We start from the raw sequence: 21,970 nt of genomic DNA on the forward strand, positions 1-21,970 counted from the left end.
AAAATGATTAATTATATTATATAAGTAATTTGCTAACATTCAAAATCAGAATAACATAATATAAAAATATTTATTTAAAAATTTATTTATATGTCTCATTTAAATTTTGTTTAGTTTAATTAAGTAGATTTATCCAACAGTAATATGTTGGATGAATAAGATAATACCATGTTTTTTTTATTTCACAATCATCTGTATAAGCTAATTTAATCCACATGGAAAAGATAGCGGATTTCTATCATGATTAGGATGCAATATTAGTATATTTATCGGTATATCTTGACTTTCTTCTTGAAGAGAAGAGTCTGGTGGGAAATCAATTCTATTGAAAAAAAACCAAATAATTAGTTTCATTATATTAGTTAATTTTTAAATGAGTTATGCTTTAGGTTAAAAGATTTTTTAGTAAGCTCATCTACTCTAAAAGTAGTATTTCTTTATTAAAGAGAGCAATAGGCTTAAAAGTAAGAGTCAAAAGAAATGATACTATTTTTATGATAGAATAGTATTTTCATGCTTCGATAATTCTGAATTATATGGGAGTTTTTTATTTAATTTTATTAAAAAATTAAGGTGATAAAACTTTTAAAAACATTTTTCAAAATAAATTTAGAACAATATTTTTAATACTAAAAAAAACACTAGACTGCTGGAGTCTAATTTTGAAAATTTTGGTTGATGATCATATGCCTTATGCTGAAGAATTATTTAGCCGTTTTGGTCAGGTAAAAACGGTGTCGGGTAGAGATATTCCGATGATATCCCTAAAAACAATCGATGCGTTAATGGTACGCTCTACAACCCGTATTGATTCCGATTTATTAAATGATACCTCAGTGAAATTTGTCGGGACCGCTACCGCAGGTAGCGACCATATAGATACAAGTTGGTTGGAAAAAATGGGGATCACGTTTGCTTCAGCTCCTGGATGCAATGCAGCCGCGGTAGTAGAGTATGTCTTTTCTGCCTTATTGTGGATAGCAAAACGAGACAGTTTTTTTCTGCGCGACAAGATTGTCGGTATTGTGGGTGTTGGAAATATTGGTAACTTACTGAAACATCGTTTAAATGCTTTAGGTGTACAAACTTTGCTTTGTGATCCGCCTTTAGCGGAGTCAGAAGTCATGGGAGACTGGCAATCTCTAGAAAGGTTAGTGGCTGAAGCAGATATACTAACGTTTCATACACCGCTTATACGTTCAGGTCGACATACTACTTGGCATCAGGTAGATGATGCTTTGTTAGAAGCACTACCCGCCGGTCGCATTATTATTAATACTTGTCGAGGTGAAGTGGTAGATAATGCAGCTTTATTGCGTGCATTGGAGAAAGGAAAATCTCTTAAAGTTATACTGGATGTATGGGAATCAGAACCTAAAATATCTTTACCGCTATTATCTCTTGTTGATATAGGCACTCCTCATATCGCAGGTTATAGTTTAGAGGGAAAGGCTCGTGGTACTATGCAAGTTTTTAATGCTTATAGTTCTTATCTTGGTAGTAAAGAACGAGTAATCTTGACAGAACTTTTACCTTCACTGCTATCAGAGTATATTTCCTTTCATAGAATTCTTGATGAAGAGGCAATACGCTTTTTATCGTACCTTGTTTATGATATTGGTAGAGATGATACAAATTTACGGCGCGTAGCTAACTTATCAGGAAAATTTGATAGCTTACGAAAAAATTACTATCCACGTCGAGAGTGGTCATCTGTTGTTGTGGAAACTGACAATACTGTCACTTCCGATATGCTAAAGAAGTTGGGATTTCAATCTTGTATACGTTTCGGGTGAATCTTTTGGACGAGCTGTAGTAGTCTTAGGTGTAAATTTTAAATTTTAGGAAAACAATTAGTTTTTTAAGTAGAAAAATATTTCTAAAAAAATATTTTTTTATAAATTTTTTAGATAATGTTTTAGCTAAAAAATATAAATTTTTTCTGAAAGAAGATCTTTATCTTTAAAAGATATATAGATTATTTAATACGAACTAGAAACTTATTCTGTGTATTTTATAGATAAGGTCTTTTTCTATAAAAAATAACAGAAAATTATTAAATTTTTCAGTTGTTGTGGTTATTGGATAATGTTTTTAATAACTATTATGACGTATTTCAAGCATATAAGTATCGTGAGATGACTTTAGGCATTAAAATAGTTATATGGATTTGTAACTATTTTTAATTACATTTTAAAACACAAGATATTTACATTAACTATTAATTTTGCTAGTTAGTAAATTCTTTTAATTTAGAAATTATACATTGTTAATTTTAGAATGTTTAAGTATCTAATTGCGTTGATTGCTTTCAAGTTGTCCATTTATCACTATTTTCTTCTATATGATATGAAGAACAGTAAAGATCTTTTCTGTTTTTATACAGTGTGAATCAAATTTAAGGATATTGCAAAAATCTAATTAAATATTTTTAGTATGATAGTTAGTTTGATGTATCTATAAAAAGTAAGGCTATTCAGATAAGTCATACTTGCAGGTTATAGAGATTTTAGTAAAAATATTCTGAGTTTATTACTATGTTTCATGATCTGTTATTAATCGGCTTATGTAGTAAAGTGGGTTGTGGAATATTTTGTATAAATAAAGTAAGGGAAAATCATGTTTACAGGAATTATTCAAGGTATTGTGCCAATTATCAAGATTGAAGAAAAAAAACATTTTCGTACGCATTACATTTGTTTACCTAAACCCCTATTAGGTGACGTAGCTGTTGGTGCTTCAATGGCACATAATGGTTGTTGTTTGACAGTAACTAGTGTTGTAAATGACTTGTTGAGCTTCGACATAATTAAAGAAACGTTAAATTTAACTAATTTAGGAGAGCTTATAGTAGGCGATGAAATTAATTTAGAACGAGCGCCAACTTTGCAAACAGAAATTGGAGGACATTTAATGTCAGGTCACATTATTTGTACTGCTGTGATTACAAAAATTGTTGATTCAGAAAATAATCGCCAGATTTGGTTTAGATTATCAAAATTAGATATAATGAAATTCATTCTTTACAAGGGTTATATTGGGATCGATGGTATTAGTCTAACTGTGGGTGAAGTAGTAGGAAATCAATTTTGTGCACACTTAATACCTGAAACATTAATACGCACCACTCTTGGAAAAAAACGTATTGGTGATTACGTTAATATTGAAATAGATTCACAAATTCAAGCAATTGTCCAGACTGTAGAACGTATATTAGCAGATCGCGAAGATATTTAAATTAGTGAGGGTTGATAGCTTCATTTCAATTTAAACTAAGTTCATTTAAGGTAAGATAATTTTTTTAATGTATCTTCTAGAAATTGAGGTTAAAGGTTAGATAGATGTGTGGTTTTATTTCGTAAAATGTATTAACTATTATATTGAAGACTATTATTAAAAGTTAGGTTTTTTTATTTTTATTTTAAGCATACTGGTTCTGTTCGGAAAGCATAAAAGCTCATTAAACTGTCAGTCGACTGACCTTTTAATAAGATTTTAGGACAGCTTTTTATAAATTGAAGCTTTTAAAGAATCATAACAATAGTGACGATACTGTTATCATACAATTTAACTATGTTGAAGTATATTAAAAATAATAAAAAAATATTATAGAACTATATGTTCTAACAAATAAATTTATATTTTTAATTTAACATCATAAAAGTTATTCTTTTTTCTTTATAAAGAATACTTACAGTGAGATGATTAGATTTTTTATTATTTAGGTTTATCCGTCTTTTTTTTTGATAAAAGTTTATATTTGTATTTTTCTGAATGTTTTGGTGGTGCTGTGTTACTTTTATTTTAAATTTGGCATAATTGTGGTAAAACTAGTTGTTTTAATTAGAAAAAAAAGGGAAGCAATAAAAGTGTATTTTGATAAAATATCCTCTTAAGTTCGATCTTGTATGTTTAATTAAGTTTTTTATAATCATGAAAAATAGTTTTGATTTTTAGTAGGATGTTGTTTATGCGAACACGTGGGTATGTTAGCTCTTAAATGATTATAATCATTATTTTTTATCTATATTTATTTTCCGGTAGAAAAACTAATTTTAAAATTTTTAATTATCTAGTTAACTAGATTGTGACGTAAAACATATTATTTGTATAATATTGTGATTTATTAAATATAATAATTGTTTTTAATGATTGAGCTGTTAATGAACATAAGTGGTAATATTAATTTATATATTTTCAAAATATTCGTATAATAAACTTTATTAAAACAAGGGGTCTGTTTATTAATCAAAATCTTCTGATTACTTTTCTATTTTTTTTAATATTTATCATTATTAATTAATGAGATATATTTTTTTGTGAAGAGAAATATTTCATTTTTTTTAATTCTTTATTATTTAATAATGAATTAAGACTTGTAGTACATTATTGAGTGTTCACATTAGATGGAAAGAGGTGCAACCATTGAAGATTTATTTAACATGACATAAAGAAATTATTAAATACTTTAATATGTTTTTAAAAAGATTGTTGATAGGTTTTCTTTGTATATTAAGTTTGAATATTAACTTGATAGGTTTTATTGTTTAAATATTGTATTCTGATTACAACATGATACAGATTATTATTTGTTATGATGTGTATAGTTTTTTTAACGTTTTCATGTTTCTGAAAACTTAATGTCCTAAATAACTACAATATTATTGTGTAATTTAATTTATAAATTTAAACTTCAAATCTCTTGAATCCTTCTAGATTTTTAAATTATTAAGTTAGACTTAAAACTTAAATATGCTATAATGTAAACTATGAGTATACCTTACTCTATATCGCACTTAATACACATAAAAAACTAATGAGTTTTCTAAATTAATATTATATGATAAACCGACATACATTATCTGTGTTGTTTTTATTGATTATTCTGGTTGCCGTTGGACAGATGGCGCAAACTATTTATATACCAGGAATTCCTCTAATTGCTCATGAACTTATGGTATGCGAAGGATCCATACAACGTTTGATGGCCGCTTATCTTTTGTGCTACGGGGGGTCGCAACTTATTTATGGTCCAGTTTCTGATCGTATTGGACGTCGCCCCATAATATTAATCGGCATGGCCATTTTTTCTATTGGAACGTTATTAGCTATGTTAAGTTCCTCTTTATTAATTCTTACAATTTCTTGTGGTATTCAAGGAATTGGTACTGGTGTTGGAGGAGTGATGGCCCGAACTCTTCCTAGAGATATTTGCAATTCAAGTACTTTACGACAGATTAACGGGTTACTTAATATGGGAATTTTAATTAGTCCATTACTAGCTCCTTTAATAGGGGGATTACTTGTTGATTGCTTAGGTTGGCGTTCTTGCTTTATGTTTTTGTTACTATTAAGTGGTAGTGTTGGTTTTTTGGTGTGGAAACGATTACCAGAGACTCGACCAATCTGTGCACTTGAAAGTAATCGTAACTTTGGTTTTTGGTTTTTGTTAAGAGAAAAAGCATTTAATCATTATCTAATGATGTTGGTTGGTGGTCTTTCAGGCATTGTAGCTTTTGAAGCTATTAGTGGCGTATTACTAGGAAATATGGGTATGACAGCGCGAGAAGTTAGTCTCCTTTTTATTTTACCACTACCTTTTACATTTTTGGGGGCCTGGTATGCAGGTCGTGCAAGAAAGCATTTTAGTAATCTAATGTGGCGAGCAGTAATTAGCTGCTTGGTTGCAGGAATGTTAATGTGGTTACCATCCTGGTTGGGTATTATGACGCTTTGGACTTTGTTGTCTCCTGCTTGCTTGTTTTTTTTTGGTGCTGGAATGTTATTTCCATTAGCTACGACTGGTGCAATGGAACCTCATCCACATCTTTCGGGTACTGCGGGTGCTTTAGTTGGAGGTCTTCAAAACATTGGTTCAGGTGTTGTTGCTGCGTTTTCTTCGTTATTATCACATAATGGTCAATTTACCTTAGGAATTATAACATTCATTATGAGTGTAATGATTCTTATCTGTTGGTTACCACTCTCTAAAAAAATGCATCACTAACGATTTTTACTTTTTAAATAAAAAATATACATACTTAATTAAATTTATCTACATAATTTTATTAAAAGTTATCAACTTGATTTATATCAAGATATCTATTATCAATAGATAATTATAAAAATGCATATATGGTTTTTCTGCGTTTAAAATATTATTGATTTTCAATTTAATCAGATGTTTTAATTTTTTTTGGATTATTTAGATAAACTAATTTTAGTTGAAATTTAAATATTTTTTATTTAAAAAATATTTAAATACAGTATAGTATTTTTAACTTTTATTATTCTAATAAAAAATACAATTATTTATATAGATATTATTAATTCATAATTACTATATACTACAATATAGAACAAATTTAAATTTTTATTTTTTATCATCAAAATAAATAAGATTTTCTAGTAGAGATAAAATTTCTTTTTTTTGAAATTTTTAAGGCGCGTGTGAGACAAACAATTAGAATTTATTAAAAAAAAGAATACAACTAATAAATTAGTTCATTATTTATATATTAAGCAAGTAATATAAATTATCAATAAAGTAATATAGATATTTAAAAAAAATATAGTTAATAATATCATTTTTATTAAATATTTATTTTTAATTAGTTTTGTGTAATACTTAAATATATTTAATAGTGTTTATATAAGAACTTTTATAGGTTTTTTGTTTTACAAAAACAATGGAAGTAAATTTTCCAATATAAGTATCTTATATATTATTAATCTTTATCCAAAAAAAAATAATCGATTATTTTTTACGTTAAAACTTAATATTGCTATGTCGAAAATATGATTGTAAGACTATTTTATGTAGATCATTTTTTTACTAAAAAGTAGTAATATATTGAAAATATAGTAAATTTTATTAGTAGTTATTTATTAAAACAACAATATATATAAAATATGCGTTTTTAGTAATATCTTTTTAACAAAAAATAAAAAGTGAAGTGATTGATAGATTTATAATATCTATCGTATGCTTAATATTGTTGCTATATTAGGGAATAGAGAAGATATTTTTGATAGGTTATCGGACCTTGATCTAGCAGATGATCTTCATGTAGATCAGTATATTATATAAATTTTTTATATAATAAAATATTATTCTCAATAAATTCATAAATAAAAGTATTTTGAGATATAACGTGTAGTTGAATGAAGTAGGGTTAAATATATAAAAAAATTGATAAATCTCTTCCTTTGCTTTTCTCAAACTTAAAATTTGATTTTAACGTGAGATAGTGATAGCTTTCGTAAAAAGTTAATACAAGATAACATATGAATAAGATTCTCTAAGATGCTCAGTAGAACTGAGCAACTAGTATATTTAAAAAAAAATAATTCAAAAAAAATATAATCATATTAATTTTATTTAAAACTAAAGTGTTTTTTACATATTAATAATAATTCGTTATAAATTAATGAATTAATATATAGTTGTGGTTTTAAAGTTTAAAAACTTCTATATATATAAAAAGATTATTAGTTCTATTAGTTTTTATTTATTTGAAAATCTCTCTTTTTTTACAATTTTGTTATTTTATAGAATAAAAAAACGACTTTTTATCTAAAAAAATGCTTTAAAAGTATAACTGTTTTACAAACACTATTTAAGGAATTAAAATTTATTAATAAAAAATTGAAATCAATAAAATAGTTGCGTAAATTTTTAAATTTTTGCAATTCTTTAAAATAAGACTACTTTTATAGTAAGCATCACAATCACATATTTACCTATTTAAAATAGTAAATTGATGTTTTTTCGAAGAAAATTCGTTCTTTTTTTTATAAAAATTTTTTCTCATTTAAATTCAAGTTTTTAGTTAAACTATTTTATTAAATTTTAACTATTGCTTTAGCATAAATTGCTGAATAGTAATTTTTCGATAAATTTGTAAGTTAAAAGAAAATGACTAGGTAAACAACGTAAGATTAATAGGCAAGTTTAATTAATAAGATTAATAATACAAAAATGATCAGTATTAATGTTACTTAGAACGAAATTCCTTATCTTTTTTTATTTTTTTTTATATGATAGATAAATGCGTTTTTTTATTTTCTTTTGGATCTAATTTTTTTGAAAAAATAGAATTAATATTAATTATCGTTATTAACGATACTCTTATATAGATCAAGTTTTTACGTTTATATCTAATTTAAGAAGAATCTTTCTTTATAATTTTAATTTAAAAAATTTTATGCTTTTATTGAATATAAACTACTTTAGTTGTTTTAACTAAAATATTGCGTATATTATTAATGAGTTAATATTTTTTTGTTGATTGGTTTGTTCTTATCTTTATTTATAATAAATAAGTTATTTATGAATTTAAGTGAATTTCATTAGACTTAAACTAGATATGAGCATTTTACTTTAATCTAAGACCAGCAATTTTAATAGATAAAAATATTTTTATTGTATACTATCTTTCGATATATGATTAATTTTTTTATTAAAATTATTTATATGAAAACAAAATAGGTTAACAGATTTATTTTAGATCAACTATCCTGCTATTTATAGGATAAAATAACATATATAGAGCGTTATATTCTTATAAATAATTTGCTTTCTAATTATAAAATTATTATGTTTTCTATAATATTATTATGTATGGCTGTATGCGTTTTATGATAGAGAAAAGAATAGTTCATATGTGAATTTACTTGTACTTCCTTATAAAAACATTTTAAAACCTGATTAAAAAATAACTTATCATGTTATAGAATATGATTCTTATAAGGTGTTGCATTTCTTTTTAAATATGGATGATATCAATCATATTCTGATTAAAAATATATTTTTGAAGATGTGATTTTTTTCTCTGATAGTTGAGATGTGTTTGTGAGTACTTATTAAATTAGCTGAAGATTAGAGTTAAATGAATTTTAGTTAGTTAAATAGTAAAAGAATTTATTGATATTTAGGGTAGTGATTTATTTATACTTGTGATGTTTAAACGATTATTAGAGCTGTTTGGGTTACTTGTAGTCAAAAAGTTTACCATTTTATTTACCAATCAAAATAGCGAGTTTTATAATCATTTATAGAGGCAATAGATAATAATTTGCAATTTATAAGTGACGTAAATAATAAGGACAGTGATTTTCTAACAACTTGGATTATCTAGTAATTTCTGAATACGAGCAGGTTAATTTTAATTAAAGTAATTAGTTTGATAACAAAAATTTTTTGTTTTTTAACAAAAACAACAGATTTTTTTTAAGTTTAGTCGGGTATGTTCTTTAAGTTTGGATGCATATCTTCCTTGAATGTTTTATAAATAAGTGATAAAAGATGATTTTATCATTGACTAAATTATTGATGGTGAGATAAAAATTATGGATACAAGTTATATTTTAACAAAAATTTATTTCATGATTAAATTTTTAAAATTTGCTTATTTTATAAGAGCATCATTACAGTAACGTGATTTTATTATTTAGTAATGTAAACATTTAAAAATAAAATCCCCTTAACATAAAATAATTATTTTTTACAATAAAATAATATGTTAAGTAATAAATAATCGTAAAATACATGTGATTTGCGTGTTTTTAAGAAAAGTTCACGAAATATATTTTAAATCTAAAATCAATATTAATTTAAATGTAAATTATTTTTTTATATAATATTAATAGTTTAAATGTTAATATTCTGAGAAAAATTTTTTTGAGATAAAAGATGAAATATCTGTAAAGTGCTTTGATTAGCATATTTAGTCTCTTTTATCCACCATAAAGTAAAAATGTGATGTTATATGTACATAGCTTTGGATAATACGGAATATTATGATTGTTTTTATTAATTAAATTTTATTTTGGATTTTTTTAAATTTTTTATCTTCTTTAATACATTGAATTTATATAAAAGCTTAATCAGTATTACATTTAAGTAACAAAACCATGTTAACATATAAACAACATATTATATTAAGATAGATAATTTTTTATACAATATTTAATTTGTTTATCATAGATAAGTATTTAATTTTGTTTAAATAATAGAAATTACAAATAAAATAATTGTTTATTAAAAGATTAAACAATATTTAGATGTATCTATAGTAAAAAAACTAGTTTTATATAAATTATTCATTATTTAAATATTTTAAGTTTTTTTATAAATTAATACATCATATTTTTTTAAAGATGTTATTACCTATATGTTTATTCAGATTTATTTTGAAATTCATGAGTTTTTTTAAAACGTATGATATTTAAATTATTTTAAAAAAATAGTTTTCTTAATAAAGAATCAAAGTAATAAATTAGCAAGTAGATTATTAAAAACATTAATTTAATTTTTATAAATACATCATAATAGAATTTTAATTCTAGAGGTTTGTTTTTTTTATAAACTTTGTTTCATCTATATGTGACAGAAATTTTAACGTGAAAAGGTTTATCTATAATTATTAATAATCAAAGAATATAAATATTACATTAAAATTGATAAAATTACCATTAATTCAGAATCGCCGATTTTTAAAATCGGCATAGATTTTAAAGGTGTGATGCTTTTATAATAGCTTCCACTTGTTCTATCGTAATACGAGTAAAGAGCGTTTTGAATGGTTTTATGCGATGTGATAAAAGTGGAGATGAAAGTTGATTCCACTCAAGAAAATGGCCACCAAGAAATATTTCAGATCGTTTTGCTAATCCAGGTAGAACAGGTTTTAAGTAAATCATTAATACTCGAAAAAGTTGGATACCCATTGAACAGATAGCATGCAACTCTGCTTCTCGGTTTTTCTCTTTTGCTATAACCCATGGAGCTTTTTTATCAACATAGCGATTTGCCAGATCTGCCAGCGTCATAATTTTTCGCATTGCGCGGCTAGTTTCACGTGAACTAAAAGCGTCACCTATAAACATTTGAGCATTAATAAAAGTACTATACAAAAGAGGATCAGCTATTGTGTTTGCTAATTTTCCATCAAATCGTTTATTGATAAAACTAGCATTTCGTGAGGCTAAATTAATGACTTTATTAACGATATCAGCATTAACTCGCTGGATAAAATCCTGAAAATTAAGGTCGATATCATCGATACGTGAAGATAGTTTTGTTGCATAATAATAACGAAGGCAGTCTGCATCAAGATGTTCAAGATAGCTACGCGCTGTGATAAAAGTGCCACGCGATTTAGACATTTTAGCACCATTAATAGTTAGATGTCCATGAACAAATAAATTACTGGGTTTTCGAAAATTACATCCCTCGAGAATTGCTGGCCAAAAAAGACTGTGAAAATACATAATATCTTTACCAATAAAATGATATAGATCGGCATGAGAATCAGTTTTCCAAAAATCTTCAAAGCAAAGATCTCCACGCTTTTTGCACAAGTTTTGAAAACTTCCCATATAGCCAATAGGTGCATCTAGCCAAACATAGAAATATTTTCCTACAGTATCTGGTATTTCAAATCCAAAGTAAGGTGCATCACGGGAAATATCCCACTGTTTTAAGCCTGCTTCAAACCATTCCTGCATTTTGTTTTTTACTTCATCTTGTAGTATAGCCGAACGGATCCAAGAAGATAGCATTTGACTAAATACTGGCAAATCGAAGAAAAAATGTTCTGTTTCTCGTAAAATAGGCACGCTATCTGATAAGATTGACTTTGGATTGATGAGATCTGTTGGATTGTAGGTTGCGCCGCAGACTTCGCAGTTATCACCGTATTGTTCGATTGAATGACATTGTGGACAAATTCCTTTTACGAACCGATCAGGTAAAAATATGCCTTCTTTAGAGTCAAAAAACTGAAAAATAATTTTTGATTTAATAAAGCCATTTTTTTTTAGATGTTGGTAAATTAAAATTGATAATTTATGATTTTCTTTGCTATGAGTTGAATGATAGTTATCATAACTTATACCAAAACTAGAAAAATCTGTCTGATGTTCTAGAAGAATCTTACTAATCATGCTTTCCGGTTTTATTCCTAATTTCTTTGCTTGAAGCATAATTGCTGTTCCGTGTGTATCGTCGGCACAAATAAAGTAAACTTGATACCCCCGCATTTTGTGATAACGAACCCATATGTCTGCTTGAATATGTTCCAGCATATGACCGAGATGGATAGAACCGTTAGCATAAGGTAATGCACAAGTTACCAAGATTTTTTTTGTTACTTGATTCATAATAGGTATAAGCTTTTTTTAAGTATAATAAATGATAATTGATGGTACCTTATAGCACTACCCTTCGCAAATAAGAGGAACACCGGTCTTGGATAACAAAGAGTGGTAGTATTGAAAAGGAAGAGTAATTTATTATGACTAATATAGATTGAATTAATGAGATACGCTTCGATGCCGTGATAGTTTTTTTGCATAGATAAAGAAAGAAACCTTTAATAGACAATTATTATTTTTATTATTTAAGTAGATCAAAATTACACCAATTTTGTCATTGTAAGGTTCATGTTTATTATTTTTTTTCTTTTATTTTCTTGAAAATTTTACTAACCAATTTTTTCTAAATATTTGTTTAAATTTAAAAAGTTTAATATCACTGAAAAAGGATTTTTACTGTCTAAGAGATTTTTGATCTTTACTATTATTGTTAAAAAAGATTAATCTTATTTATATATCTTTGATTTAAAAATCAAGGATGATTAAAGCAACATGTGCGTGTCATCGTATGATTGAATTTCCAAGATATTTTAAAGAAATAATCAAAGTTATAAAACTGCAGATTTTATAACTCACTAGTTATTAAACTATTTATATTTTAGTTATAACTTATGTAAGAGAAATTTTACATTTTATAAAGTATAAAAGTTTCTTCATATTTTGTAAACTGGTAAAATGTAGAATAAAATCAAAATGTTACTAGTAAGTTTTCTATGAAAAAGATAATAATTTTCATTTGTTACGTTTTATAAGAATTATAAAGTTTTTTTGATGAAGGATTATTTATTTTTATTTTTTTTATTTATGTTGCTTTTATCATTAATAAGTTGAATATTAAATTGTTTTATTTTTTTATGTTATTATGATGTTTATTTTGTAGTTGTTACTATTTAACAGCTTGAAAGGTTAAAATGCATCGCGTATGATTCTATTGTTAGTTTAATATCTGCAATATTAAGCAAGGATCTCAATATTAATCTTAAGTATTAGTTTGTTTATTTGAGTATTTTCAAGTATTCAATTGTTAGCAATAAAACACACAAAGGGTATTAAAATGAAACTACAATATCTTTCTGTTCTAGTTTCGGCTATGGTGATAGCCGGTAACGCTATTGGAGCAGAGCTTTATAATAAAGATGGAAATAAGCTAGAACTTCTTGGAAAACTTAATGGTATTCGACATATGTCCAGTGATGATTCTAAAAATGGAGATCGCTCCTCTTTTCATTATGGATTTAACGGAGAAGCGCGCCTTGGCGATGGTATTATCGGATTTGGTTCTTGGAAGCAAGAAATTGGATTAAACCAAGGGGGTAAGGGGGGTATAAAAAACAGTTTTTCCGGATTAGATTTTGCTGGTCTTAAATTTTCTGATTCAAGTACTATTGACTATGGCCGTAACTCTGGAGTTCTATATGACATAGGTGCTTGGACAGATGTAATGCCGCAATTTGGAGGAGATACTACGATTTCTGATAATTTTATGACAGGGCGAGCTAATAGTGTATTTACTTATCGCAATTCTAATTTTTTTGGAATGCTTGATGGTCTAAATTTTGCGCTACAGTATCAGGGTAAAAATGAAATAGGGCGTAGTATTAGTGAAGCAAATGGCGATGGTTATGGCCTATCTGTAACTTATAATTTTTCTAACGGACTTTCTGCTGGCACTGCTTACACGAGTAGTAATCGTACGTTAAGTCAGCAACAGTATTCATTAAACCGTTTGGATAGTAAAAAAGATAATAAAGATAAAAGAGCTGAAGCTTATTCTTTTGGTGTTAAGTATGATGCTAACAACTGTTATCTTGCAGCATTATATAGCGAAACACACAATATGACGCCTTATGGAATTGTTGGCGAAAAAGAAAAAAGTGGTAGTGGTGGTTTTGCTGACATGGCTTATAATTTCGAGTTTGTTGCGCAATATGCTCTTGATTTTGGTCTTCGTCCTTCAATAGGTTATCTACAGTCACGAATTGACGGAGATGATCAAGGTAGAAGCCAGACCATTAAAAAATATATTGAAGTGGGGGCTACTTATAACTTCAACAAAAATATGTTGACTTTTGTTGACTATCGAATTAATCTTTTAGATAAGAAAAACTTTATTCGTAACACACAAATTTCTACTGATAACATTTTATCAATGGGCATGACTTACATGTTCTAATATACTTTTATAATGTAATAAAAAAGAAATAAAATGATAATAAGCGGAGGCGTTGTGGTCCGTACGCTCCGCTATTTATAAATTTTTGACTATTGTTTTAATTAAAATAATAGTCAACTATTTTTTTAAACATTTTACTTATTTTGAATGGGTTAGTTGTAACGTTCGAATAACTTCAATAATATTGAATATATAAAAATATCATTTTTAAAAAATAGTACAATTCGTATAATTTTATGCTTTATAAAATAGACTGTAAAATTCCTTTATAATAGTTTCTTTAGTTTTTTATTAAATAAAATCTTATTTTTTTAAATGAAATATAAGTTTAAATAATTATTTAAGTTATTCTTCTTTTTTATATTTTAATATATTTGTTTTTTTTATATCATCTTTTCATACTTTTTTACTTGTTCTGATCCTAATAAAATTAAATATCATTATATCAACTATCCTAAAATATGTAATTTTGAATAAAATAGATATTTTATTTTAAAAACACATTTGTTGAGTTCAGTTACATATATACGTTTTTTAAAAAATGTTTATTAAAAAAATACATAATATTTAATTGTTGTATTGAATGATAATGCCCATCTTTTAAGATGGTTGAGATTATATAATGGCAGAATACTTATGTATAATTAATTTAAAAGCATAAGTCATAAAACAAGTTTTTATAGAATAAGTTTGTTAGAAATGCGAAAAAAGGTTATAATTTTTACAGATGGTTCATGCTTTGGTAATCCAGGTTCTGGTGGATATAGTGCCATATTGCGTCATAAAAAATATGAAAAAACATTTAGTGCTGGTTATTGCTTAACTACAAATAATCGTATGGAGCTTATGGCTGCAATTATAGCATTAGAATCGTTGAAGTATAGTTGTGAAGTGGTTTTGATGAGCGATAGCCAATATCTCCGCTTGGGGATAACGAAATGGATATATAAATGGAAAAAAGAAAATTGGAAGAGTTCTAATAAGAAACCCATAAAAAATATTGATTTATGGTTACGTCTTGACAAAGTTGTTCAGTGTCATTTTATTCAATGGAATTGGATTAAAGGACATACTGGAAATTTAGAAAATGAACGTTGTGATGAACTTGCTCGAATTGCAGCTGCATATCCAGTACTAGAAGATATTGGTTATTTAAAATAAAGAAATTCATAAAAACATCGTGAATAAATAACGAACTTTATTAGATTAGTAATTTTTTAAATTTAGAGACTATCTCTATACTTATTAAAGATCTTTCCTAGATCTACTTTATTTTTAATATTTTTTAAAAAAGAAATAAATATTAACTATTTAGATTAATAATAAAATAGTTTTATAAAAATTTCATTAAAATATCGATCTTAATTTAATTTTTATTTTATTTATAGTTGAAAACTAATTAATTTTCAATTTTAAAGAAAAATTATATCATGCATATTATTATAAATAAGTTATATGCTTGATATATATGAGATAAAATTGTGATAAAAACCAGATTATTTTTTTTATATTTATATCTAAATCATTATCATCTTTTTTTTATAAAATGTTACCTATAGTTAACTAGGTTGTCATTATTTAGTGTTTTTCAAAAAAAACAAAAAATATATTAAATATAAGTTAATAAGTAAAGATGAATTGTTGTTCATAGTGCAGTTTCTGAAAATCATAGATTCATTTTAATACTTAAATGAAAAAAAGTATTCAAGTTTTTATGACTATGTCATAAATCAATTAAATATACGGTATTGAAAAGAAGGCATTACAACAATAATGATTGGAAATGTCTTAATCTCTACTAAATGCTTATAAAAAAGTATTTAATAAAACTAGGCGCAGATTATTAAATCTCATCTAAAAAGATAGCTAATTAAAACTGAATTTGTTTTTTTTTAATAAAATTGTTACCAGAGTTTAATCTCTATATAAATAACTATTTGTAAAATTTATTTACTAAACATTATCGTTAAACTAATCGTTAATTTAACAAGTAAAATGACCATGGTGAAGATAAAGGTAGAGAAAAATGCATAGGGTAATCTACTCCTATTAAGTATAGTCCTGCCGCACTAGCGGTTGGACCCGCCTTTTTTCTATCGCAACATTTTAATAATTCGCTAATCCAATTTTCTTCTTTATATCCAGATCCTACTTCAATAAGACTACCCACAATATTACGGACCATATGATGTAAAAAAGCATTTGCTTTTATATCAATAATTACGTAACGTCCCTGACGAATTACTTGAATATAATATATATTGCGCCATGGGTTTTTTGACTGGCAATCATGAGCACGAAAAGATGTAAAATTATTCATCCCTAATAAAGAATGAGCAGCTCGTGCCATTGTCAATGTATTAAGCTCGAAAGAATAGTGAGTTACGCTGCAATTATGTAGAGCTGAACGCAATTGATGATTATATATAATATAACGGTAATGTCTAGATAAAGCGCTAAAACGTGCATGAAAATCATCTGTTACTTTTGCTACCCAACGTACAGCAATATCAGTCGGTAAATGAGAATTAACGCCGATTGTCCAAGCATCATCAGATCGTTGCGATCTAGTTGTAAAATGAACAACTTGTTCTATGGCATGTACTCCAGTATCGGTACGACCAGCGCAATAAACTGTAATAATTTCTTCTGCAATTGTTGATAAGGCGCGCTCTAAACAACCTTGTATTGTCGCCAAACCTCGCTGGCGTTGCCAGCCGTGATAAGCTTTACCATTATATTCAACACCAAGTGCTAATTTCATTGCACTATCCTTCGTTTCTAGAAAGAGTGTACGATATGCCTAATAGAAACTTTCTATATTCATAGATTATGAATAATTAGTCTTTATATTATATATGGTAGTTTTCTTACTATTTTTCTTAAATAAAAGATATGATATCTATCATTAAATAGAAAGTCTATTTTAAGAATAAAGATATTTTTTTGTTTATAAGGTTATGACAAGATAGCTAAATTAACAATTCAGTTTTTAATGTTAAACAAATATCTTGTTTAAGATAACATAATTCTTGTTGATATTTTTTGTATTTTAATTAAGTTTGTTTTTTATTTTTAGAAAAAGAAAGTATATTATTTTAATATAAGATACAAATATTATTTATATATATAATCTATTTTAAATTATAGATTGTGATATTTTTATAAATTTTCGGTATGAATGTAGGTTTTGGTTTGAATGAAGTTCTGTCAAGTCAAGAACTGTGTTGGTTAAAAATATCTTATATTGATGAGGTTATCTGTAGTTAGGTATAGTATATTATAATCACTATTTTATAGAAAAATATTAGTGTGCTTTTTCTGCGAATTATATAATTCTTATGTATATTTTATTAGAAAATGATATGAAAATTCTTAATAAGATATTTAAAATCTTAAAAAGTTAATAAAGTATATAAAAAATCTAGAATCTTTAAGATAAGCGATTACTTAAACAGAAAAATTCAATGGTACTTTATCTGATCACTAAAACATTTAACTTTTTAGTTTTGTTTTTCCTATAGAGAACGAAGTTATTTAAGCGATATATACTCATCAATTTAATTTATTTTTTTTTAAAGTTATTATGTATATAGATATTTATTGGTTTAAGGTGATGATATCTTTATTTAATTTTTATCATTATTAAAATGTCAATCATATCCAATATTCCGATAAAGTTTATTTATTAAAATCATAATAATTTTAAACAAAAAATCTGTATATAAAAATATAATATATCAATTTAAATTGATATTTAATCCGATAATAAATCTGTAAAAATATCATTGTACAAGCATAAACATTGAGAATGTATAACGTATTTAACGTTAAATCAAAATCGAATTTTAGTATGAAGTTTCTAATTATTTTTTATCATTGTAGTCTTCGATAGATTGAATACAAATAGTGGTAGTAAATACCGTTCGCTAGCTAAGATAATTTCTTCAATGTGTTGCGCATTTAATTGGGGCATTAATCTTCTCAGATAAGGATCTTTATTTTCACCAAAAGTGTAGAGAGTCCCCATCCAGGCTTTAAGGAGCATGTTATGCGCCTTTTTTTGTCGACTCTCATCTAAATAATCAATCCGTTTTGTTGTTTTGTTATAGCAGTGCTTTAGCCATGCTTCTCCTGATCGAAATAATAATAGAAGAGGACGTTTCATTCCTTGATAGTAACCGGAAGTTAGCAATAGTAAAAAATTTTTAGCTTGGTCTGAGGAGATTGCTCCAAAATGCCACTTGCTATTAATGCCAAACATTCTACTTTCACCTTTGCCTCCCATAGCGCAGTATGTTAAATGTTCTATCCATAGTGAGAGACCGTCGCAGGCTGATAATATCGTGGGACGCCAACGTAGAATACCATTTTTTTGCACTTGTGATAACCGACCAAAAAACATAATCTTCCCGAGTGACAAGTTAATCTCAAGATTGAAAGTTTCGCCTAAACGTAAACTTCGCACTTGATTAGCTATCATTTCCATGTTTTCACATTGTTTAGTCCAGTACAGTTCTCCGAAGGGGCCGTAAGGTAAGATCCCGGAACCACGTATTTTATTAAAAAGCATATTGGAATTTTTTTTGTCAACAAGTGAGTTAATAAGTTGATTATTTAGTTGAAATCGCGTTAGATTATCAACAACAAATGGTTCATTTGTTGCGATTTGCAGCGATTTTTTATAAAAAGATACCCTTAGACCTTTCATAAACCAAGTTCGAACTGGATGTCGATAAAAAGACATTAGATCTTCTAGGCTTAAAGCGTCGTTTGGGTGTGATTTTAATGGAGTTATAAAGTTTTCTTTCGGCTTACTTTTTTTGTTGGACGTTATTAATGATTTTTGAGAATACCTTTGATGATTATTTTGTGAAAAAAATAATTCTGGCAAAAAAGACATCCGGCTATGTTTCTCTAAAAGATGCGTTCGTACTTGTTCAGCAATCCTATTAGTATCTGTAAGCGTGCTGTCTTTTAAATAAAAACTTTGAGCAATATAATCGATCAATTCGTTAACTAGAACTGATGGATAATGCAACGTATTGTCCCGCATATCATTCTCAATAAAACTAATATAGAATCGTTCTTGTGCAAATGTTAATGCTTCTAGAAATAGATAACAATCATCATTCCGTTGATCTGGATCCCCGCGTCGGGAGTTTTTGACCATCAAATCAAAACCTTGTGGAAGATTCGTACGTGGATAAGCACCCTCATTCATCCCTAACAAACAAACTACTCGAAATGGAATATGCTGAATTGGCATTATTCTACAAAAGTTGATTCTTCGAGGAAGTAAAGATTGATGTAGTTGTTCATTTTGTAAACTTATTGTTACTTTGTGTTTTAAAAGTGTTACTGGGACTAATTCGGCATATCCTATATGAAAACCACCCTCTATTAACTGCTTCCAATGATTCTCGAATAAGATTAGTGTGTCTTTTTCTTTGACATCTGGCATAAAGAAATCTGCAATTATTTCTTGGGGGCAGTTTAGCCAGTTATTTATTAGACGAGGTGGAGTAAGTTTGTCTCGCCATTGACGTAACCGCATTAGTAGTTCTGATAAATTTCCGATTATTGCAGCTATTAACCCGCTAGATACGTCGTAAGGTACAATATCCTGCCAGCTATGGTGTTTGCTGTTCATGGCATACCCTAAAAGCATTCGAGTTAGACCAAAGTGCCAGGTATTTTGTTTCGAAACAGGGAGCATAAATTGATGGAATGTATCATCGTCTAAGCCCCACCGGACACCAGACTCTGCGATCCATTTACGTAAAAGTTGGAGTTCTAACTTGTTAATAGAAAAGCGAGCTGCTAATGCGGGTATTTCTAGTAATCCAAGAATCTGCTCTGAAGAACACCGACTTTGAGGCAATTCTAATATATTAAGAAATGCTACAAGGATGGAAGGGAGATTGTGCATACGGTAATCGATGACATTAAACGGTAAGCAATGTTCTCCATCAATATCACCAAACACTGCTTGAATGGCTGGTTTATATTGATGAATATCAGGCATCATAACGATGATATCCTGTGGATGTAGAGTAGAATCGACAGAAAGCATTTCTACCAGATTGTCGTATAGCACTTCTATTTCTCGATGAGGGTTGTGGCATGCATGTAAGGTTAATGAACGATCATCTAGCTGTAGTATTCGTTTTTTATTTTTGTGTTTTCCTATTCTTGGATCTTTTTCGGTGGTACTGTGATCTTCAAGCATGAAGATGTCATGTTGAAGTAAGCTGAGCAGGTTATTTTTTTTTGGTTCAACAAATGCATTTATTTCTACCAAATCTTGGATTTGCGATAAAAAGTGGAGATTGTCTTCTCTTTGTTTTCCCCATGAAGAAAATAAAGGGTTATCAATTTTTTGTGTCTTTTGGTTTTCGAATATTTTAGGCTTCTGGAAAAGGTCTAGTTTAATTTTCTGATTGTTATAGCAGAAACAAGATTCTATAAAGTGAACAGCAAAATTAGATTTTTCTTTTCCATTCCGATAAAATTGGCGGGGATTGGTGAGAAAGAGATGAATATCAATATGTTTACTGAGAGCTTCAAAAACTTGAAAGTAAAGGGGTGGGATCGCTGAAATACCATAAATAAATATTCTTTTAGGCAGTATTTTTTGTCGATTTGGGGTTTTCCCGAGAGTTTGAATAAATTGATTATAAAGATTAGCAAGTTTCCACAGATGTTCCCCTATTTGTTTTTTTTCTGTTAACATAACTTTCCAGAGTGCAGATTGCCAACGCTGATTTTCATCCAGTCCATAAATTAATTTATCTTTCTGCCAACTTTGTAGCCAATCAGGGCGATATATTAAATATGTTTTGAATAGGCGTGTGATTTGATCTGCAAGTTGAAAGCATTTAAGCATGTCTATGTCGTGACGTATATAGTTGTTTATTATCGAAAAATCAGAATTTTTTCTTATTTTAGAAAAAATATGCATTAAATACCAGGTCATTGTTTTTTTTGAAAATAAGCTTTTGTCAGGAATATTTCTTAAGATACGTGTATACATTTCCCATATAAACTTGGAAGGAAGAAAAAAATTAAAATTAGCTGCTATACTAAATTGTGATGCTAGTTTTATTTGAAACCATTCATTCATATTATTGTTTTGTGCGATTATTATTTCTGGTTCAAACGGGTTTTCTAATGGTTGCTTCGAGATTAACGAGACAAAAACGCTTATAAGGTGATCTAATTTATTAGAATTATATATAGTAAACATGGTTTTCTGATGATGTAGTTTTTCTTTTATATATTATGTACTTTATTAGTATTTTTTTTTGAAAACTATTAATTAGCTCTATTGAAATAAATTTGTTAATTAGGGGCTAATTGTATCGGTTATTTATTATCTAAACTTTATTAATAATCGTTATAACTACACACTAAAAGTGATTTTGATAAATTGCATACCATAAAGAGTTAACTTTCAGATATCTCTAGATGAGATTTTAAAAAAAATATCTTTATTGTTTTTATCAATCGTTTTTTATTTCTGGTATGTAATTTATAGTATAAATTGGTTCTTTGATGATTAAATAGACATCATAATCTTCCATTTAAATATAGATGCACTTTGTTAAAATTTAATCTTAAAAAGTCATATTGAAT

8 protein-coding genes are annotated in these 21,970 nt (G+C 27.2%); 5 read left to right on the forward strand and 3 right to left on the reverse strand.

What is annotated here, in order from left to right; genetic code table 11:
* Positions 1–662: 662 nt before the first annotated feature.
* The 3 genes from A35E_RS01980 (at position 663) to emrD (ending at position 6,007) form a co-directional block, all read left to right on the forward strand.
* Positions 663–1,796 carry a 4-phosphoerythronate dehydrogenase gene (locus A35E_RS01980; protein WP_014889013.1) on the forward strand — a complete coding sequence of 378 codons (1,134 nt, stop codon included), beginning with the start codon at positions 663–665 and terminating at the stop codon, positions 1,794–1,796.
* 823 nt (positions 1,797–2,619) lie between these two features.
* The gene (locus A35E_RS01985) at positions 2,620–3,237 is read left to right on the forward strand and encodes a riboflavin synthase (RefSeq protein ID WP_014889014.1); all 618 of its coding nucleotides are present in this window, start codon (positions 2,620–2,622) and stop codon (positions 3,235–3,237) included.
* Positions 3,238–4,840: 1,603 nt separating this feature from the next.
* Positions 4,841–6,007 carry a multidrug efflux MFS transporter EmrD gene (gene emrD, locus A35E_RS01990; RefSeq protein WP_014889015.1) on the forward strand — a complete coding sequence of 389 codons (1,167 nt, stop codon included), beginning with the start codon at positions 4,841–4,843 and terminating at the stop codon, positions 6,005–6,007.
* Between the two features lie 4,508 nt (positions 6,008–10,515).
* On the opposite strand, the gene metG is transcribed toward emrD, so the two are convergent.
* Positions 10,516–12,165: a methionine--tRNA ligase gene (gene metG, locus A35E_RS01995; RefSeq protein ID WP_014889016.1), complete on the reverse strand. Its 1,650-nt coding sequence runs from the start codon at positions 12,163–12,165 to the stop codon at positions 10,516–10,518.
* A gap of 1,048 nt (positions 12,166–13,213) precedes the next feature.
* On the opposite strand from metG, the gene A35E_RS02000 reads away from it, so the two are divergent.
* Both A35E_RS02000 and rnhA read left to right on the forward strand, forming a co-directional pair.
* Positions 13,214–14,332 carry a porin OmpC gene (locus A35E_RS02000; RefSeq protein WP_014889017.1) on the forward strand — a complete coding sequence of 373 codons (1,119 nt, stop codon included), beginning with the start codon at positions 13,214–13,216 and terminating at the stop codon, positions 14,330–14,332.
* A 699-nt stretch (positions 14,333–15,031) separates the two neighbouring features.
* Complete coding sequence (rnhA, locus tag A35E_RS02005) at positions 15,032–15,493, forward strand: ribonuclease HI (RefSeq protein ID WP_014889018.1); 462 nt, start codon at positions 15,032–15,034, stop codon at positions 15,491–15,493.
* An 817-nt stretch (positions 15,494–16,310) separates the two neighbouring features.
* Here the strand turns inward: rnhA and truA are convergent.
* Both truA and recC read right to left on the reverse strand, forming a co-directional pair.
* Positions 16,311–17,096 (reverse strand): tRNA pseudouridine(38-40) synthase TruA, encoded by a 786-nt coding sequence (truA, locus tag A35E_RS02010; RefSeq protein WP_014889019.1) that lies wholly within the window; start codon positions 17,094–17,096, stop codon positions 16,311–16,313.
* 1,098 nt (positions 17,097–18,194) lie between these two features.
* Positions 18,195–21,581, reverse strand: coding sequence for an exodeoxyribonuclease V subunit gamma (gene recC / locus A35E_RS02015; RefSeq protein ID WP_014889020.1), 3,387 nt, complete (start codon positions 21,579–21,581; stop codon positions 18,195–18,197).
* Positions 21,582–21,970 lie beyond the last annotated feature (389 nt).

It is taken from the genome of secondary endosymbiont of Heteropsylla cubana (assembly GCF_000287355.1).
Classification (GTDB): Bacteria; Pseudomonadota; Gammaproteobacteria; order Enterobacterales; family Enterobacteriaceae.

Bases quoted from the DNA above. Each gene is read 5' to 3' on its own strand.
- metG (WP_014889016.1), bottom strand. From the start codon at position 12,165: ATGAATCAAGTAACAAAAAAAATCTTGGTAACTTGTGCATTACCTTAT.
- A35E_RS02000 (WP_014889017.1), top strand. From the start codon at position 13,214: ATGAAACTACAATATCTTTCTGTTCTAGTTTCGGCTATGGTGATAGCC.
- recC (WP_014889020.1), bottom strand. From the start codon at position 21,581: ATGTTTACTATATATAATTCTAATAAATTAGATCACCTTATAAGCGTT.
- truA (WP_014889019.1), bottom strand. From the start codon at position 17,096: ATGAAATTAGCACTTGGTGTTGAATATAATGGTAAAGCTTATCACGGC.
- emrD (WP_014889015.1), top strand. From the start codon at position 4,841: ATGATAAACCGACATACATTATCTGTGTTGTTTTTATTGATTATTCTG.
- A35E_RS01985 (WP_014889014.1), top strand. From the start codon at position 2,620: ATGTTTACAGGAATTATTCAAGGTATTGTGCCAATTATCAAGATTGAA.
- rnhA (WP_014889018.1), top strand. From the start codon at position 15,032: ATGCGAAAAAAGGTTATAATTTTTACAGATGGTTCATGCTTTGGTAAT.